This window comes from Anaerohalosphaeraceae bacterium (assembly GCA_035378985.1).
GTDB lineage: Bacteria > Planctomycetota > Phycisphaerae > Sedimentisphaerales > Anaerohalosphaeraceae > JAHDQI01.
Map to the genome: position 1 here is coordinate 1 of DAOSUR010000011.1, position 18519 is coordinate 18519.

The window sequence follows — 18519 nt, forward strand, 5'->3', positions numbered from 1 at the left end:
TCTGCAACCGCGAAATCTACGACATGGGTATGTACGATGCCAACGGCGACTGCCGGATTACGCTGGCGGACTTTGCAGCGTTTGCAGCCCGGTGGCTGGAAGATGACCGGATCTATCCGAATCCGTAAGCGGTTCATACCGGGGACACCGCTTTCTGTCTTCTTGTAAAACGGTTCGAAGCACCGCTCCGGCAAACAAGGCCGGGGCGGTGCCTTCCGGATTCAAAGAAGACATAGAAAATTCCAAATGGGCGTTTCAAGACAGGCGGCAGGAGAAAAAGAAAAAGAAGACAGTTTCGACTCCACAAATGGGGGGTTTATGAACAGAAAAAGAGCTCGGTTTTTCCAAGTCATTTCTCTCTTTTTTTTCGCGTCTTTTAATGCAGCGATCTGCTGCGGCCGGCAGTCTGACAACGGCGACGGCACATTCACCAATCCGATTCTTTACGCGGACTATCCTGACCCGGATATCATCCGGGTCGGCCAATATTTTTATATGGTCACTACGACTTTTGCAGACTCACCCGGTCTGACCGTCCTGCGATCCGAAGACCTGGTGAACTGGGAGATTCTTTCTCACGCAGCTTCTTTCCTCGATATGGCACCCGAGTACAATATGCTGAATGAAACGACGGCCTATCGGAAAGGAATGTGGGCCTCGAGCATCCGCTATTACAACGGAATGTTTTATATTGTGGTCAATCCCTGGGGAGCGCCGGGCGCCCGGGTGTACTATGCCTCCAACCCGGCAGGGCCGTGGAATTACCATCAGCTCGACCGCGGCGCCCACGACCCGGGATTTTTCATCGATGACGACGGAACGGGATATATCTTCTATGGGTCAGGATGGATTTCCGTCCTGACGCTCAACTCGAATTATTCGGCGGTGGTCGCCCAGACGAACAATGTCGTCAACGGCGGCGGCGAGGGGTCGCACGTCATCAAACGCGGCAATTATTATTATCTGTTTAACGCCAACCCCGGCACCTGGCCGTTCCAGCTCCGCTGCTCCAGAGCAACCAGCATTTTCGGTCCGTGGGAAACCGGACACATTTGTCTGCTGGCAACGACCGGCGGCCATCAGGGGGCTATTGTCGATATCGATGACAATGATAACTGGTACGGCTTCGTGATGCAGGACAGCGGAGCAATCGGGCGGATGACCCGCATCGGGCCGGTCTTTTGGGAGAATGACTGGCCGGTCTTCGGCACACCGGCCGAGCGGGATGTAATGGCGGCGACGTATCCCAAACCGATTCAGGGCAAACCCATCATTCAGCCGCCGACCAGCGATGATTTCGAATTGCCCGTTCTGGGGCTTCAATGGCAGTGGAACCACAACCCGGACAACAGCCGCTGGTCGCTGACAGAGCGGCCCGGCTGGCTTCGGCTGCGTCCGACCCGGGCCTCGGGCTTCTGGACCGCCCGCAACACACTCACCCAGAAAGGCCAGGGACCCTGGAGCCGCGGCCAGGTCAAGCTGGACCTGCAGAATCTGCAGCCCGGCGACATCTGCGGCTTCGGAACACTCGGTAAATACAGCGCCCACATCGCTGTTCATTGCGATGCAGGCGGAGCCCTCTTCCTGAGGATGAATGTCCTGCAGGACACCACCAGCGGCATTCAAACCGAAACCCGTGTGTCTTCCGTTCCGATTGCTGCGAACATCCTCTTTCTTCGAACGGACCTGAATTTTCAGACCAACCAGGGGCTCTGCTCCTATAGTCTGGACGGGCAGAGCTGGACGCCGCTGGGCGGCGAGTTTCCGCTGGCTTTCGACTGGCAGACCGGTACGTTTCAGGGCGAAAAATATGCTCTGTTCTGTTATAATCCCAATACCGCCGCCAGTCCCGGCTGGGTGGATGTGGACGGGTTTGAGTTTTTTGACTCGCCGCCGCCTCGTTCGGCCTTTCGTCGAATTGAAGCGGAGGACTTTGACGAAAAATCCGGCACCCAGACGGAGACCTGCAGCGAAGGCGGCCTGGATGTCGGATATATCCAGAACGGCCATTATCTGGTCTATAAAAAAGTGAATTTCGGGCGCGGGGCGGTTTCATTTCGGGTTCGGGCGGCTTCGGCAACCTCCGGCGGAAACATCGAACTTCGTCTGGATTCGCCGAGCGGCCCGCTCATCGGCACCTGTCCGATTCCCAACACCGGCGGCTGGCAGACCTGGCAGACCCGCTCCTGCGCGGTCAGCGGGGGTTCAGGAATCCGCGATTTGTATCTGAGATTTACCGGCGGCACCGGTTATCTTTTTAATCTGAACTGGTGGCAGTTTATTCGATACGGCGACCTGAATGCCGATACAATCGTGGACAAAAGCGACCTGTCGGCCTTTGCCGACTTGTGGCTGCAGCCGCACAGCGGCCTGGACCGGGACAGCAACGGCATCCTCAACCTGACGGAGTTTGCCGACCTGGCCGCCGCCTGGCTGGAGGACTGACTCTTATGCTGACAACAGATATCCTTTAAATGGGGGAATTATGAAGTTTCAAAAAACTGACGATCGATTCCGGAAAAGTTTTATCTTTGGATTTGCCGCTGTTCTTTTGGGATTCCTGTCCGGTCTGCTGCGTGCGGATTATCCGATTATGTCGCAGCACTACGCCGCCGACCCGACGGCCGTCGAATGGAACGGACGACTGTATGTGTATTGTTCCAACGACGAGGAAAACGGCGAGAACACCGGCTACATTATGGATTCTATCGCCTGTTTCTCCACGGATGATTTGAAAAACTGGACGGACCACGGCGTTGTCTTTGATGCAGACGAGCTGTCCTCCTGGTATTCCGGCACTGCCTGGGCCCCCTGTATCGTCTATCACAACAACAAGTTCTATTTGTATTTCGGGGATGCGTACTGGGGTATCGGCGTCGTGACGAGTGATTCGCCGACCGGCCCGTTTACCGCTCCGAAGAACGCACTGGTGGTCACCCGCTCCACGCCGGGGGCAAGCAGCACCTGGATGTTTGACCCGTGCGTGTTTGTGGATGATGACGGCACGCCGTACCTGTGTTTCGGCGGCGGCGGAGCCAATCAGGGACGCATAATCCAGCTGAACACAAATATGATGGACCCTGTCGGCTCAGCCATATCCATTGAAGCGCCGGACTTCTTTGAAGCTTCACTTATGCACAAATACAACGGCACCTACTACTATTCCTATGCTGACAACTATGAAGATTCAACTCCCTCCTCCCAGATTGCATATCAGACCGCTTCGGCCCCGATGGGCCCCTTTACCCATCGTGGTGTCGCGGTCCCTCAGCCCCCGTACAACTACGGCAACAACAACCACCATACCTTTTTCACATTCCAGGGCGAATGGTACTGCGTCTATCACAACCGCTATCAGGCGACGATAGACGGAGTGTCCACCACGGAACACCGCAATATCGGTCTGGACCGGCTGTATTACAACCCGGACGGCACCATCCAGCCGCTCGTTCATACCCAGGATGGGCTGCCGCAGCTGAAATACCTCAATCCCTTTGTCCGAGTGGAAGGGGAAACCCTGGCTCAGCAGAGCGGCATTCGCACGCAGGTCTGTTCGGAAGGCGGGATGAACATCACCGCTGTTGACAACGGCGACTGGATTCAGCTTCGGGGTGTGGATTTCGGCACCGGCGCCGGCAGCTTCAAAGCCCGCGTCGCCTCGACGAAAACCGGCGCAGGCATCGAATTGCGGCTGGATTCTCTGAGCGGCACCCTGATCGGCACTTGCTCGGTTCCCAACACCGGCGGACCGCAGACCTGGACAACCGTCTATTGCAATGTGAACGGCGCCTCCGGTGTGCATGATTTGTATCTGAAGTTTACAGGACCGGCGGGCGGCGACCTGCTCAATCTGGACTGGTGGCAGTTTCAGACCGAGCCGCTGACGATGGTCTCCGTCAACATCAATCCGGCCATTCTCTATCAGACCATCGAGGGTCTGGGCGGCGCCATCTGTTTTTATAACGGCTGGGTGACCGCTCATCCGTACAAATCCGAAATCTACACCCACGCCTTCGCCGGACTGAATCTTTCAATGCTGCGGGTGGGCAACTGGTGGCGGGGCACAGATGGTCAGGATACAGCTACTTATGAAATCGCGGCCGCCGCCAATCAGCGGCTGGGCCGGCCTGTGCCGATTCTGATGTCCTCCTGGTCGCCGCCGGCTTACCTGAAAAGCAACGGCCAGACCGGAGGCGGCGGCACACTCATTCAGGTCAACGGCCAATACGACTATGCGGGATTCGCCGAGTACTGGTATCAGTCTCTTCAGGACTACATCTCGCGCGGCGTCAACCCCATTTGGATTACCATCCAGAACGAGCCGGACTGGACGGCGGATTACGATTCATGCCGCTTTGATCCGACGGAAGCCGAGTATGCCAGCTATGCCCTGGCTCAAGATGCCGTGTTCAATCGGCTGCAAAGCATGGCCTCTCCGCCCAAACTGCTCAGCCCGGAATGTGTGGGCCTGTACGGCAACGCCGCCGGTCTGCGCAATTATCTGAACTACCTGAATCCGAACACCTTTTACGGCATTGCCCACCACCTTTACGGCGGCAGCACCGACGGAACACCGGACGGATACAACACCGCCTTTACAACCGTCTTAAATACCCGCAACACACAGTTTCCCGGCAAGCCGATTTTTATGACGGAATTCGGGGATATCAAAGGATTGATTCCTGTTGCCAATCTGATTCACAACAGTCTTGTCGTTGAACAGGTCAGCGGCTACAACCACTGGTGTCTGGTCTGGCCCGGCGATATTGGTCTGGTGGAGATTGAGTTCCCCTGGAGCTACTACGGAACAGGAGGCTCCTGGACAAATCCCAAGGGATACTGGCTGAATCCGTCCTATTGGTCGATGAAGCATTATTCCTATTATGTCCAGCCGGGATTCCGCCGCACACAGTCGTCCAGCGGACATTCCAATCTGCTGGCATCCTCGTTTTTATCCCCCGACGGCAAACGGCTCGTGGCAGTGCTCATCAACCGTCTGGAAACGGAAACCCTGTATGCCGATCTGAACATCGGTTCTTTTGCGTATAATTCCTCCAGCGTCTTCCAGACCGTCGGAACCCAGTATTTCCAGGCCCTAGGTCCCATGGGTTCGCCGGTGGTTCTGCCGCCGTCTTCGGTGACGACGATTGTTCTGGACTCCTACGGGCCGGCGGCTCCGACAGGACTGGCAGCGACGGCGATTGTCGATTCGCAGATTAACCTGACCTGGGCGGCTTCTCCCGGCGCCTTGTCCTACACTGTCAAACGCTCCACCGTCAGCGGCGGGCCTTATACAACCATCGGCACGAACATCACGGGCACCGCATTCAGCGACACTCAAGTCGAGCCGGGGATGACCTATTACTATGTGGTCAGCGCCAACACGCTCAGCGGTCAAAGCGCCGACAGTGCGGAAGCCAGTGCCGCCCGCGTGCGCACCTACCTGCGGTTCAATGAAACCAGCGGGACGACGGCGGCGGATGCCACCGGCGGCGGACGAAACGGCACGCTGGTCAACGGCCCGACCTGGGGCACCGGCAAATTCGGCAATGCGGTCTATCTGGACGGAACCAACGACCACGTCACGCTGCCGGCCGGCGTCGTCAACGGCCTGACGGACTGCACCATCTCCCTGTGGGTGTACCTGAATTCCGTCAGCACCTGGTCGCGGGTGTTTGACTTCGGCACCGGCACGACCGTCAACATGTTCCTGACGCCGCGGCACAGCAACACCTCCGGCACCGTGCGGTTTGCCATTACCACCAGCGGTGCCGGCGGGGAACGCCGCATCAACGGCACGTCAGCCCTGCCGACCGGCGTCTGGACCCACGTGGCCGTTACCTTCAGCGGCAGCACCGGCATCCTTTATGTCAACGGACAGGAGGTCGGACGCAACACTTCGATGACGCTCAATCCGTCCTCGCTGGGCAATACAACACAGAACTATCTGGGCCGCTCACAGTACGCAGCCGACCCGTATCTGAACGGGCGAATCGATGAATTCCGCATCTACTCGAGGGCTCTGAGCGATCTTGAAATCGCCCGGCTGTATGAAGAACAGATTCCGGCAGCGGCTCCGCCGACTCCGACAGGCCTGACGGCGACGGCGGTTTCCGGCACCCGCATCAATCTCAGCTGGAACGCGGCCGACACCGCCACCAATTATGACATCAAACGGTCAATGACCGGCGGCGGCCCGTACACCCATCTGACCAGTGTCTCCGGAACCTCTTGGAGCGACACCGGCCTGTCGGAGCAGACCCCTTACTATTATGTCATCAGCGCCGTCAACAGCGTCGGCAGCAGCGCCGACTCGGCGCAGGCCCAGGCCGTCACGCCCGCCGACCCGCCGGCCGCTCCGACCGGTCTTGCGGCGCAGGACATCGGCGGCGCCGTGCGGCTGACCTGGAATGCCAACACAGAAAGCGATTTGGCGGGATATTACGTCTGGCGCTCCGCAGCCCCCGGCAGCGGCTATACGCGGCTCAACAGCACCCCGCTGAACAGCCTGACGTTTACAGACAGCGCAATCACTTACTACACCACGTATTATTATGTGATCACGGCAGCGGATACCGACGGCTATGAAAGCGGCTATTCCAACGAAGTGTCCATCACGCCGGCGGACCCGCTGGTTATCGTCCTGACATCCGCTGATTTTGAAAGCGGCTTCGGCGCCTGGGTCAATCTGACCGGCGCGGACAATCAGGACTGGCTCCGCAATTCCGGCCAAACGCTGACACCCAACACAGGGCCTTCGGGCGGAGCCAACGGAACCACGTGGTATGCGTATCTGGAGACCTCGCCGGGCTGGGCATATATGCCCGGTGATACGGCCATTCTCGAAAGCCCTGTGCTGTACGGCACACAGCGCCGATTGACCTTCTATTATCACATGTACGGCGCAGAAATCGGCTCGCTGTTTGTGGATGTGGAACAAAACGGCACCTGGCAGTACGGCGTCTGGAGCCGCACCGGCCAGCAGCATACATCCATCAACGAGCCGTACACCAAGGCCGTTGTCGATTTGAGCAGTTTTAGCGGCCCGATTCGGATTCGCATCCGGGCCGCGGCCGCCGGCGGTTCCCGCGGAGACATTGCTGTCGATGAAATCACCGTGACCGGACACTGGCTCTACGGAGATTTCAACGGCGACGGGACGATCAATTTGGAAGACCTGACGGCCTTCAGCACTCTGTGGCTGGACACTCATTGCGAGCTGGACCGAAACGGAGACTGCCGGATTGATTTGGCGGAGCTGACGGAACTGGCCGCCAACTGGATGAAAACCTTCTGATTGGAAAACCCGATTTCGTCTTGGCCTATGACAAGGACCGTCGATTTCAAAACAAACCAGGAGAAATAGAAATCAGCCGGAGAAAGGGTTGCCTGAGCCGTTCTCCGGCTGTATCGTTGGTACAAAAGGATGTATTAGAAACAATGGAGGTTTTTTATGAAAAGGACGCTGCCTGCACAGGTTCCCGCCGTAAGTCTGCTTTGGCTTCTGATGAGTTTGTCTGCCGTCGGTTTTGCCGCCGCTCCGATTGCCTTTGAGCAGTTTGAGTACAGCGGACAGGACATTACCTCACCGGCCGCCCTCGAAGCCGGACATTACCGCAACCCGATTTTGGCCGGCTTTCATCCTGACCCGAGCATCTGCCGTGTCGGAGACGACTACTATCTGATTAACTCAACATTTCAGTATTTTCCCGGTCTTCCCATCTTTCACAGCAAAGATTTGGTCAACTGGAAGCAGATCGGCCACGTGATTCACCGCCCGGAGCAGTTAAACTACACGTCTCGCCGAACCAGCGGCGGACTGTTTGCCCCGGCTATCACATATCACAAGGGGCTGTTTTATGTAATTTGCACAATGGTGGATAATCTGGGCAATTTCGTGGTTACCGCCCAAAACCCCGCCGGCCCCTGGTCGAACCCGGTCAAACTGGACTTCGGCGGCATTGACCCGTCCATCTTTTTTGACAACGATGACCGGGCCTGGATTGTCAACAACGATGCCCCACAGGGGCCGCCGCAGTACGATGGCCATCGAGCCATCTGGATTCAGGAGTTTGATTGGAAAAATCTGAAAATGGTCGGCCCGCGCAAGATGCTCATCGACGGCGGCGTGGACATCACCAAAAAACCCATCTGGATTGAAGGCCCGCACATCTACAAACGCAAGAACTGGTATTACCTTTGTTGTGCGGAAGGCGGCACGGGCCCGGGACATTCTCAGGTTATCTTCCGCAGCCGCAGTGTGGACGGCCCTTATACCCCCTGGGAAAAAAACCCCATTCTCACCCAGCGCGATTTAGACCCCCAAGTCCTCGGCGCTGTCACCTGCACGGGCCATGCCGACCTTGAAATCGGTCCGGATGGAAACTGGTGGGCGGTCTTTCTGGCCGTCCGGCCCTATCAGAGGGGCCTGTCGCCTATGGGCCGAGAAACCTTCCTGCTGCCTGTTACCTGGACCGAGGACGACTGGCCGACCATCCTGCCGACCGACCAAAGGGTCCCGCTGATTGTCAAATCCCCCAACGGCGTCTCTGTCCAGCCGTCTGCCGTTCCCTACACCGGTTCGTTTTCCTGGCGGGATGATTTCAAACAGAAAGACCTCTCGCTCGAATGGATTATGCTCCGCCAGCCCAAACAAACCTGGTGGCAGATTGACACCGATGCCGGACGGCTTCTGCTGACGCCGCAGAACGAAAAACTGTCCGGCACGGGCAACCCGAGTTTTCTGGGCCGGCGCGTCCGTCATCCGGTTTACACCGCCTCAGTGACTGTGGAAGTCCCCAAAGAAAACAACGTCTCGGCCGGACTGGCTTTGTTTATGAACGAACGCCATCATTACTTCTTTGCGGTTCGGCGCGTCGGCGGCAAGCCGCGTATATTTGTGGAATGCGTCAAACGCGGCCAGACCAGCGAGTTGGCCTCCGTTGACCCGCACGCCGCCCAGACCGTTCGGCTGACCATTGAGGCCGACAAGGCCGTCTGTTCCTTCCGCTACCAGATCCCCGGCGAAGAACGCAAGACCCTGCTGGAAAACGCCGATGCGGCAATGATTTCCTTCTCGGTTCCGGACGCTCTGTTTCTGGGCGCCACCGTCGGACCCCACGTCCGCCTCGATGCGTCGCCCTTCCCGCCGCCGCTGGCGAAGGGCTCCACGTTCCAAATCCAAGGCAATCCGATTTTCCGGGATGCCTTCACCGCCGACCCGGCCCCGCTGGCGGACGGCGACACCCTCTATGTCTATGTCGGCCATGACGAGGCCAAAGACGGCGAGCTGTTCAATATGACCGGCTGGCTGTGCTACTCAACAAAGGACATGAAAAACTGGGCCGCCCACGGGACCGTCCTGAAGCCCACGGACTTCCAGTGGGCTGTGGGGGATGCCTGGGCCTCCCAGGTCATCAAAAAAGACGGCAAGTACTATTTCTTTGCCACGGTTCAGCACGGCCCGCCGCACGTCGGCAAGGCCGTCGGGGTAGCCGTCTCAGACAGCCCGACCGGACCGTTCAAAGATGCCCGCGGCAGTGCTTTGGTTTACGACAAAATGACGCCCAACTCCAAAGTCCCCTGGGAGGACATCGACCCGACCGTACTCATCGATGACGACGGCACACCCTGGCTGTGCTGGGGCAACGGCGACTGCTATCTGGTCAAACTCAAGCCCAACCTGATTGAGCTCGATGGGGAGATTCAGAAAATCGATTTGCCCTACTACACAGAAGGCCCCTGGCTTCACAAACGCGGCAATCTTTACTACCTGACCTATGCGGCCTTTGCGCATCAGGGCACGGCGGAAAAGATTTGCTACGCCACCGCTCCGGCGGTAACCGGGCCGTGGACCTATCAGGGCATCCTGACCGGCTTTGCCAAAAACAGCTATACCATCCACCCCGGGATTGTTGAATTCAAGGGACAGTGGTATTTCTTCTATCACAATGCGACGCTCACGCTCAATGGTTTAGGGCCCGCCACCGGACGGCGAAGCGTCTGTGTTGAATACCTGTACTACAATCCGGACGGGACGATTCAACCGATTACCCAGACGGAAGAAGGCATTTCCGTCCCGCCCAAAAAGGAAAGCAGCGTCTCATCCTGCTTTTTTCCCCTGAAGGAGGTTCGGCTTTTGCCGAGCCCTTTTTCCGAAGCCGTCCGGGCCAATCGTGAATATCTGCTGGCACATAAACCGGACCGCCTGCTGGCCCCGTACCGTCGGGAGGCGGGGTTAGAGCCCAAGGCGGCTCCCTACGGCAACTGGGAAAGCAGCGGCCTGGACGGCCACACCGCCGGACATTACCTGTCGGCCCTTTCGCTGATGATTGCAGCCGGAGCCGACCCGGACAGCGAGTTTGGGCGGCGTCTTGACTATATGCTCGAGGAGCTGGCCGAAATTCAAAAGGCCAACGGAAATGGATATATCGGCGGCGTCCCCGGAAGCCGTCCGTTCTGGAAAGGCGTCTCCGAAGGCCGCATCGACCTGTTCCGCACCAAATGGGTCCCCTGGTACAATGTCCACAAGATGTTTGCCGGTCTGCGGGATGCGTATGTGCACGCGGGCCGCTCCAGGGCCCTCGAACTGCTGACGGGACTGGGCGATTGGTGCGAATCGGTCGTCGCGGGCCTCAATGAGCAGCAGATGCAGCAGATGCTCGATACAGAACACGGCGGGATGAACGAGGTCCTGGCTGACCTGTATGAGCTCACCGGAAACCGCAAGTACCTGGAACTGGCCAAACAATTCAATCACCGCAGAATCTTCGAGCCGCTCGAAAACCGTCAGGACCGGCTTACGGGGCTTCACGCCAACACCCAGATTCCCAAGATTGTCGGGATGCAGCGAATTGCGGCCCTGACCGGCGATGAAAAACTGCACACCGGGGCCCGTTTTTTCTGGGAAACCGTCACCCGCAATCGCACTGTGGCCTTCGGGGGCAACAGCGTCAGCGAGCACTTCAATGACCCGAAGGACTTCAGCGGAATGATTGCCCATCGTGAAGGGCCCGAAACCTGCAATACGTATAATATGCTTCGGCTGACCGAAGCGCTTTTTGAAGCAGAGCCGAAGGCCGAGTACGCCGACTATTACGAACGCGCCCTGTACAATCATATTCTGGCTTCGATTCATCCCCGCAGACCCGGCTATGTGTATTTTACGCCGATTCGTCCGGAGCACTATCGGGTGTATTCGCAGCCGGAGGTGTGTTTCTGGTGCTGTGTCGGAACGGGGATGGAAAATCCCGGTCGGTACGGACGGTTTATTTACACCCGGGCTCAGGATGGGCTGTATGTGAACCTGTTTATTCCGTCGGTGCTCACGGCGCCGGACAGGGGACTGGTGCTCAAACAGGAGACATCGTTTCCGGATGAGCCCCGAACGCGTTTCTCTCTGCAGCTGACCAAGCCGGCGGACTTTACCCTGTATATCCGTCATCCATACTGGGTAAAAGCGGGCGAATTTGCCGTGAAAGTCAACGGCCAGCGAATGGATGTGTCCTCTGTCCCTTCCTCTTATGCCGCCCTCAGGCGGGAATGGAAGGACGGCGACACCGTGGAGGTGGACCTTCCGATGCACCTGCACTCAGAGCGTCTTCCGGACGGCTCCGATTGGGCAGCGATTCTGTACGGGCCGATTGTTCTGGTCCGGCCGGCCGGAACAGACCGACTGGATGGTTTGTTCGCCGACGGAAGCCGGATGGGCCACGTCGCCCACGGGCCTATGGTGCCGCTGGACCGTGTCCCCGTTTTGCTAACGACAGAAGAAGGGCTGCTGAAGCATATAGCAGAGGACCGCTCCGCCGGACCGCTGCACTTTCGAATCAAAGACATTATCGAACCCCCTGCACCGCAAGGGCTCTTGTTGATGCCGTTTTTCCGTCTGCATGAGCAGCGCTATCAAATGTACTGGGAGCTGACGACAGCGGAGCGGGTGGCGGCCCGACGGGAGAAACTGGCCGCTCAGGAGCGCGCCCGACAGGCCCGTGAAGAGGCAACCCTCGACTGGGTGGCCCCGGGTGAGCAGCAGCCCGAAACCGAGCACGACCTGCAGGGGGAGGGGCTGGAAACCGGCATTCACAACGGACGGCGCTGGCGCCACGGCTCCTGGATTCAATACACCCTGGATCCCCGGGGAGCCCAGGAAGTCATCCTCTCCGTCACCTATTCCGGCGATGACCGCGGACGGGAATTTGACATCCTGGTCAACGGCACCGTCATTGCGACCCAGCAGCTGACCGGCGAAAAACCGAATCACTTTATCGAAAAACGCTATCCAATCCCCGCCGAGATTCTTCGGGCTGCCGCCGGCAAACGGCTGACGGTTCGTTTTGCCGCCAAACGCTGGCTGGCCGGCGGCCTTTATGATGTACGTCTGCTTCGTCCGGGGGCTCCGGAAATCGAACCGTTTCAATGAATCTTTTTTTGAGGGAAAACAATGAATCGAAACTCGCTTCAAATGGTTCTGTCGGCCTGGCTTGTCTGCTTTTCAGCAGGTCTGCTACAGGCCGGACCGGCCCGCAATCCGATTATCTGGGCCGATGTGCCCGATGTGGCCGTCATTCGCGTCGGGGATACCTATTATATGAGCAGCACCACGATGCATATGAGCCCGGGGCTGCCGATTATGAAGTCCAAAAATCTGGTCAATTGGACACTCGTCGGCTATGCCTATGACCGGCTCGTAGAAAACGACGCCATGAACCTCGAAAACGGCAAAAACGCCTACGGCGCCGGTTCCTGGGCCAGCTCGCTTCGGTATCACAACGGCACGTATTATGCCTCCACGTTCTCCAGCACCAGCGGACGCACCCACATTTACACCACGCAGGACATCGAGAAAGGCCCCTGGAAGGAGATTTCGTTTGCCCCGTCCCTGCACGATCATTCGCTGTTCTTTGATGACGACGGGCGGGTGTATATGGTGTACGGCGGCGGCGACATTCGGCTGGCGGAACTCAAAAGCGACCTGTCCGGCCTGAAAGAAGGGGGTTTTCACGACATCATTATCAAAAACGCCAGTGCCGTGGCGGGCCCCAATATCGGTCTGCCCGCCGAGGGCTCCCAAATGCTCAAGGTCCACGGCAAGTACTACCTGATGAACATCACCTGGCCCCGCGGCGGGATGCGCACGCAAATCATCCACCGCGCAGACAAAATCACCGGCCCCTACGAAGGCAAAGTCATCCTGCAGGACCGCGGCATCGCACAGGGCTGTCTGATTGACACCCCCGACGGCCGCTGGTATGCCGTCCTCTTTGAGGATAACGGCGCCGTCGGGCGAAGTTCCTGGGTGGTGCCCGTTCAGTGGGTGGACGGCTGGCCGGTGCTCGGCACAAACGGCAAAGCCCCCGATGTGCTCGACATCGAAGACAGCGGCGAAGGCCTTTCCAATCTGGTCTGCTCGGATGAATTCGACCGCGCCCCGGGTGAGCCCCTGCCGCTGGCCTGGCAGTGGAATCACAACCCGGATAATCGCTTCTGGTCCATCGGCGTCCGCAAGGGTCATCTTCGTCTGACGACCGGCCGCATCGACAGCAGTGTCCTGCAGGTGCGCAATATGCTCACCCAGCGGACCTTCGGGCCGGTCTGCTCGGCCGGCACCAAACTGGACACGGCCAACATGAAAGACGGCGACTGTGCGGGCCTTATCGCTCTCCAAAAGCGCTATGGTTTTGTCGGGGTGAAAATGGAGCAGGGCGCTAAATCCATCGTGATGGTCAGCGCCCAGTCCGACAGCCCGCAAACAATGGAAACCGTTCCGCTCCAACAGGACATCGTCTATCTGCGCATCGACTGCGATTTCCGCAAACGTACGGACAAGGCCTATTTCTACTACAGTCTGGACGGCACAACCTGGACCCGCATTGGTTCGGTTCTGCAGATGGCCTACACGCTGCCGCACTTTATGGGCTACCGCTTCGGCCTGTTCAACTGGGCCGCACAGACGACCGGCGGCATTGTCGATTTCGATTACTTCCGCGTCAGTCCGCAAATCATGGAATAACTTTTTTTGAAGGAGACTTAGAATGAAGCACAAAGGACTCGTTTTGCTGATTGTACTGACTATCGGACTGTACGGCAGGGCCCAGACGGATGCGCCCGCCCCCAAAGACGACTTCAGACCGTCCCCCCTGAACCAGCCGGGCCGTCAATACCCTCAGGTCAATTCAGAAGGACGGGTTCTGGCCCGGATTTTCGCACCCGAGGCCCGCAGCGTCTTTCTGGATATCGGCGCCGTCAAATACCCGATGACCAAAGACGAAGAAGGGGTCTGGACGGGCATGTCCGCCCCGCAGGACGAAGGGTTCCATTATTATCAGCTGATAATTGACGGGGCGGCGGTACCCGACCCGGGCACTCTCTATTTTTACGGCGCCAGCCGGTGGGGCAGCGGCGTGGAAACACCCGCCCACGACCAGGATTTCTACGCCCTGAAGGATGTCCCGCACGGCCAGGTTCGCCAGCACATCTATTTTTCCAAAATTACCAACTCCTTCCGTCGGTGTTTTGTCTATACACCCCCGGACTATGAAACAAACACCTCCGTCCGCTATCCGGTTCTGTATCTGCAGCACGGCGGCGGAGAAGATGAAACCGGCTGGTCCAATCAGGGCCGGGTCAATCTGATTATGGACAATCTGCTGGCCGAAGGCCGAGCCGTGCCGTTTCTGATTGTGATGGAAAACGGGACCTGGACGGCGCCGGGACAGCCCCGCCCGCGGCGCGATAAAGGCCGGCCCTGGCCGCCGCCCGGATGGGCCGACACCTTCGAAAAAGTGCTCCTGCAGGAAGTCATCCCGATGATTGACCGCCAATACCGAACCCGGGCCGAGCAGCCCTATCGGGCGATGGCGGGTCTGTCGATGGGCGGCATGCAGACCAACGTGATTGCCATGCGCAATCTGGATGTGTTCTCGCACATCGGCATCTTCAGCGGCGGCACCGTCGGCGACCCGGCCACGGCCCACGGCGGCGTCATGGCCAACGCCGAAGAATTCAACAAAAAGGTCAAACTGATCTTTGAAAGCTGCGGCTCCAAAGAAAACCCCGATGCCATTCGCAATCACGTCGAGCAGCTCAAGGCTGCCGGCATCAACGCCGTCTGCTATATCTCGCCCAATACTGCTCACGAGTGGCAGACCTGGCGGCGCAGTTTCTATCAGTTTGCTCAGCTGGTCTTCCAAACGGATTCCAAATCGCCGGCTGCTTCCGCTGCTCCAGCCGCTTCCCCGGAGCCGGCTGCTCCTGCGCCCCGCCGACCCGGCGGGTTCGGCCAGCCTGTCGCCCTCGAAGCGGATGACAAGCCCGTCTTTGACGAACCGCCGGCGGGCTTCAACCAGAAACGCGACGGCATCCCGCACGGCCGGATGGAAATGATTGAGTACGATTCCAAGACCGTCGGCACACGCCGCAAAATGCTTGTCTATACCCCGCCGAATTATTCCCCCGACCGCAAATACCCCGTGCTGTATCTGCTGCACGGCATCGGCGGCGATGAAACCGAATGGCAGCGCTTCGCCTCGCCTGATGTCCTGATGGACAATCTGCTGGCCGACGGCCGCGCGGTGCCGATGATTCTCGTGATGCCCAACGGACGGGCCCAGCCCAACGACCGCGCCGAAGGCAACGTGTTCAGCCACGCCCCCGCCTTCGAGCGGTTCGAGCAGGACCTGCTGAACGATGTCATCCCGTCGATTGAAAGCCGCTATTCGGTGCTGACCGGCCGGGAGCATCGCGCGCTGGCCGGGCTGTCGATGGGCGGCGGCCAGACCCTCAATTTCGGCCTCAAACACCTCGACAAATTCGCCTGGCTGGGCGCTTTTTCCGCTGCTCCCAACACCAAACAGCCCGCAGAGCTCGTGCCCGACCCGGACAAAACCCGCACCCAGCTGAAACTGCTTTATCTGGCCTGCGGCAGTCAGGACGGCCTGCTGCCCATCAGCCGCCGCCTGCATTACTACCTGAAGGAACACAATATCCCCCACATCTGGCATGTGGACTCGCACGGCCATGACCCGACCGAATGGCAGAACAACCTGTACTGGTTCCTCCAGCATGTCTTCCGCTCGCCGGCGGACTTCCCGAAACCCAAACCGTAAGAAACCGGCATTCTTTTCGGAGAGCGCTATGCCTTCCCAACGGATTCGAACTATTCTGGCGACGATGTGGATGGCTCTATCCGCTGTCTCGCTTGCGGAAAGCCGCAAACCCCTGACCCTCTGGTATACCCAGCCCGCGCGGCAGTGGGTCGAGGCTCTGCCGGTCGGAAACGGCCGTCTGGGGGCGATGGTCTTCGGCGGTCTCGATACAGAGCGGCTCCAGCTCAATGAAGATACGCTCTGGGCGGGCGGCCCCTATCAGCCGGACAACCCCGAAGGCCCCCAGGCCCTCCCCGAAATCCGCAAGCTTATCTTCGAAGGCCGCTGCCGAGAAGCCGCCGACCTGGCTTCCCGGACCATGATGGCCCGGCCTTTGCGGCAGATGCCGTATCAGACCGTCGGCGATTTGCGGCTGTCCTTCGGCTCCGTCGAACCGGTTCAGGACTATCAGCGTTCGCTTCGGCTCGACACGGCCGTCGCCGAGGTCTCCTACAAAAAAGACGGCGTGCTCTTCACCCGGGAGGTTTTCTCCTCGCCCGTTCATCAGGTTCTCGTCTGTCGGCTGGCCGCCGACAAACCCGGGCAAATCTCCTTCAGGGCCTCCTTCAAGACCCCGCAGCAGGCCCGCGTTGAAACCGAAGACGGCCATACACTCATTGTCCGCGGAATCAACGGCTCCGCCGAAGGCATCGCAGGAGCTCTGACGTTCCAGGCCCGCATTCGGATTCTCCATCAAGGCGGGCAGTGCCGCGCCGAGGCCGACGCCCTGAGCGTTTCCGGCGCCGACAGTGTCGTGATTCTCATTGCGGCCGCCACCAGCTGCAAAAATTATGAAGATGTCAGCGGCAACCCGCAGGCCCTCACTCGGGAACACATTCAAAAGGCCGCTGCGCTGCCCTATGAGCAGCTCAAAGAAGCCCACATTCGGGAGCACCGGCGGCTTTTTGACCGCGTGCAGCTCGATTTGGGCACCACGCCGGCGGCGGAGCTGCCCACCGACCGTCGAATCGCCCAGAACAAGTTGGCCGACGACCCGGATCTGGCCGTGCTGTTCTTCCAGTACGGACGCTATCTGCTGATTTCTTCGTCACGTCCGGGCAGCCAGCCCGCCAACCTGCAGGGCCTCTGGAACGAGAGTATGACCCCGCCCTGGGGCAGCAAATACACCATCAACATCAATGCGGAGATGAACTACTGGCCCGCCGAGCCGACGAATCTGGCCGAGTGCGCCCAGCCGCTCTTTGGAATGATTCAAGACTTAAGCCGCACCGGTGCCCGAACCGCCAAAGTCACCTGGGGCGCCGGCGGCTGGGTGGCCCATCACAACACCGACCTGTGGCGGGCATCAGCGCCCATCGACGGCGTGTTCTGGGGGCTCTGGCCGACCGGCGGCGCCTGGCTGTGCCTGCACCTCTGGGACCACTATGAATACCATTTCGACAAGGAATTCCTGAAAGAGTCCTATCCCATTCTGAAAGGGGCGGCTCAATTCTTCCTCGATACGCTCGTGGAAGAACCCCGGCATAAGTGGCTGGTTACCAGCCCGTCTCTTTCGCCGGAAAACGCCCATCCCCACGGCACCAGCATCTGTGCGGGTCCGGCGATGGATACGCAGATTCTGCGCGACCTGTTCGCCTGCTGCATTCAGGCGGCGGAGATTCTGGATATCGATGCCGACTTCCGCGCCCGGCTGGCCGCCGCACGGCAGCGCCTGGCCCCGCATCAAATCGGTGCCGCCGGCCAGCTGCAGGAATGGCTCGAAGATTGGGATATGCAGGCGCCGGAAATGAATCACCGCCACGTTTCGCATCTGTACGCGCTCTATCCGAGCTGGCAAATCAACCGCTTTGACAGCCCGGAGCTGGCGCAGGCGGTCCGCAAATCCCTGGAGATTCGCGGCGATGAATCCACCGGCTGGGGACTGGCCTGGCGGCTGAATCTCTGGGCCCGCCTGGGCGACGGCGACCGGGCGTTCAAGCTGCTCCAGATGCTTTTGAGTCCCGACCGCACCTATCCGAATCTCTTTTCCGCCCATCCGCCGTTCCAGATTGACGGCAACTTCGGCGGCACGGCGGGCATTGCTGAGATGCTCCTGCAGAGCCGGCGAGCCGGCGGCGTCTGGGAGATGATTCTGCTGCCGGCCCTGCCGAAGGAATGGCCTTCCGGCTCCGTCAAGGGCCTCTGCGCCCGCGGCGGTTTTGTGGCGGATATCCGCTGGAAAGACGGGCGGCTCGAGCAGGCCGTCATCCAGTCCCGATTCGGCCATCCCTGCCGTATCCGCTATGGCGACACCCTGCAGACCCTGACCGTTCCCAAAGGCCAAACCACCGTCTGGAAGCCGTAAAGAAAAAGCGATTCAGAAACACGGAGGCCCCCCATTCTCCTCCTTACTCTTTTTACGAAAACCGCTCCG

Annotated in this window: 6 protein-coding genes; all 6 read left to right on the forward strand. The window is 59.1% G+C overall.

Features of this window, described 5'->3' with window-relative positions; genetic code table 11:
• The first annotated feature begins 318 nt into the window (after positions 1 to 318).
• The 6 genes from PKY88_08865 (at position 319) to PKY88_08890 (ending at position 18450) form a co-directional block, all read left to right on the forward strand.
• Positions 319 to 2445, forward strand: a complete 2127-nt coding sequence (locus tag PKY88_08865; protein HOQ05309.1) for a carbohydrate-binding protein — start codon at positions 319 to 321, stop codon at positions 2443 to 2445.
• Positions 2446 to 2485: 40 nt separating this feature from the next.
• Positions 2486 to 7297, forward strand: a complete 4812-nt coding sequence (locus PKY88_08870) for a family 43 glycosylhydrolase (protein ID HOQ05310.1) — start codon at positions 2486 to 2488, stop codon at positions 7295 to 7297.
• A 156-nt stretch (positions 7298 to 7453) separates the two neighbouring features.
• Complete coding sequence (locus tag PKY88_08875) at positions 7454 to 12421, forward strand: glycoside hydrolase family 127 protein (protein HOQ05311.1); 4968 nt, start codon at positions 7454 to 7456, stop codon at positions 12419 to 12421.
• Positions 12422 to 12442: 21 nt separating this feature from the next.
• A complete protein-coding gene (locus PKY88_08880) occupies positions 12443 to 14011 on the forward strand; it encodes a glycoside hydrolase 43 family protein (protein ID HOQ05312.1) in 1569 nt (522 codons plus the stop codon).
• Positions 14012 to 14033: 22 nt separating this feature from the next.
• Entirely contained in the window at positions 14034 to 16106 is a 2073-nt protein-coding gene (locus PKY88_08885; GenBank protein HOQ05313.1) for an alpha/beta hydrolase-fold protein, read from the forward strand.
• Positions 16107 to 16134: 28 nt separating this feature from the next.
• Positions 16135 to 18450, forward strand: a complete 2316-nt coding sequence (locus PKY88_08890) for a glycoside hydrolase family 95 protein (GenBank protein ID HOQ05314.1) — start codon at positions 16135 to 16137, stop codon at positions 18448 to 18450.
• Positions 18451 to 18519 lie beyond the last annotated feature (69 nt).

What these genes read in the sequence shown, in the direction of transcription:
- PKY88_08865 (HOQ05309.1), top strand. Translation starts at nt 319, where the DNA reads ATGAACAGAAAAAGAGCTCGGTTTTTCCAAGTCATTTCTCTCTTTTTT.
- PKY88_08870 (HOQ05310.1), top strand. Translation starts at nt 2,486, where the DNA reads ATGAAGTTTCAAAAAACTGACGATCGATTCCGGAAAAGTTTTATCTTT.
- PKY88_08875 (HOQ05311.1), top strand. Translation starts at nt 7,454, where the DNA reads ATGAAAAGGACGCTGCCTGCACAGGTTCCCGCCGTAAGTCTGCTTTGG.
- PKY88_08880 (HOQ05312.1), top strand. Translation starts at nt 12,443, where the DNA reads ATGAATCGAAACTCGCTTCAAATGGTTCTGTCGGCCTGGCTTGTCTGC.
- PKY88_08885 (HOQ05313.1), top strand. Translation starts at nt 14,034, where the DNA reads ATGAAGCACAAAGGACTCGTTTTGCTGATTGTACTGACTATCGGACTG.
- PKY88_08890 (HOQ05314.1), top strand. Translation starts at nt 16,135, where the DNA reads ATGCCTTCCCAACGGATTCGAACTATTCTGGCGACGATGTGGATGGCT.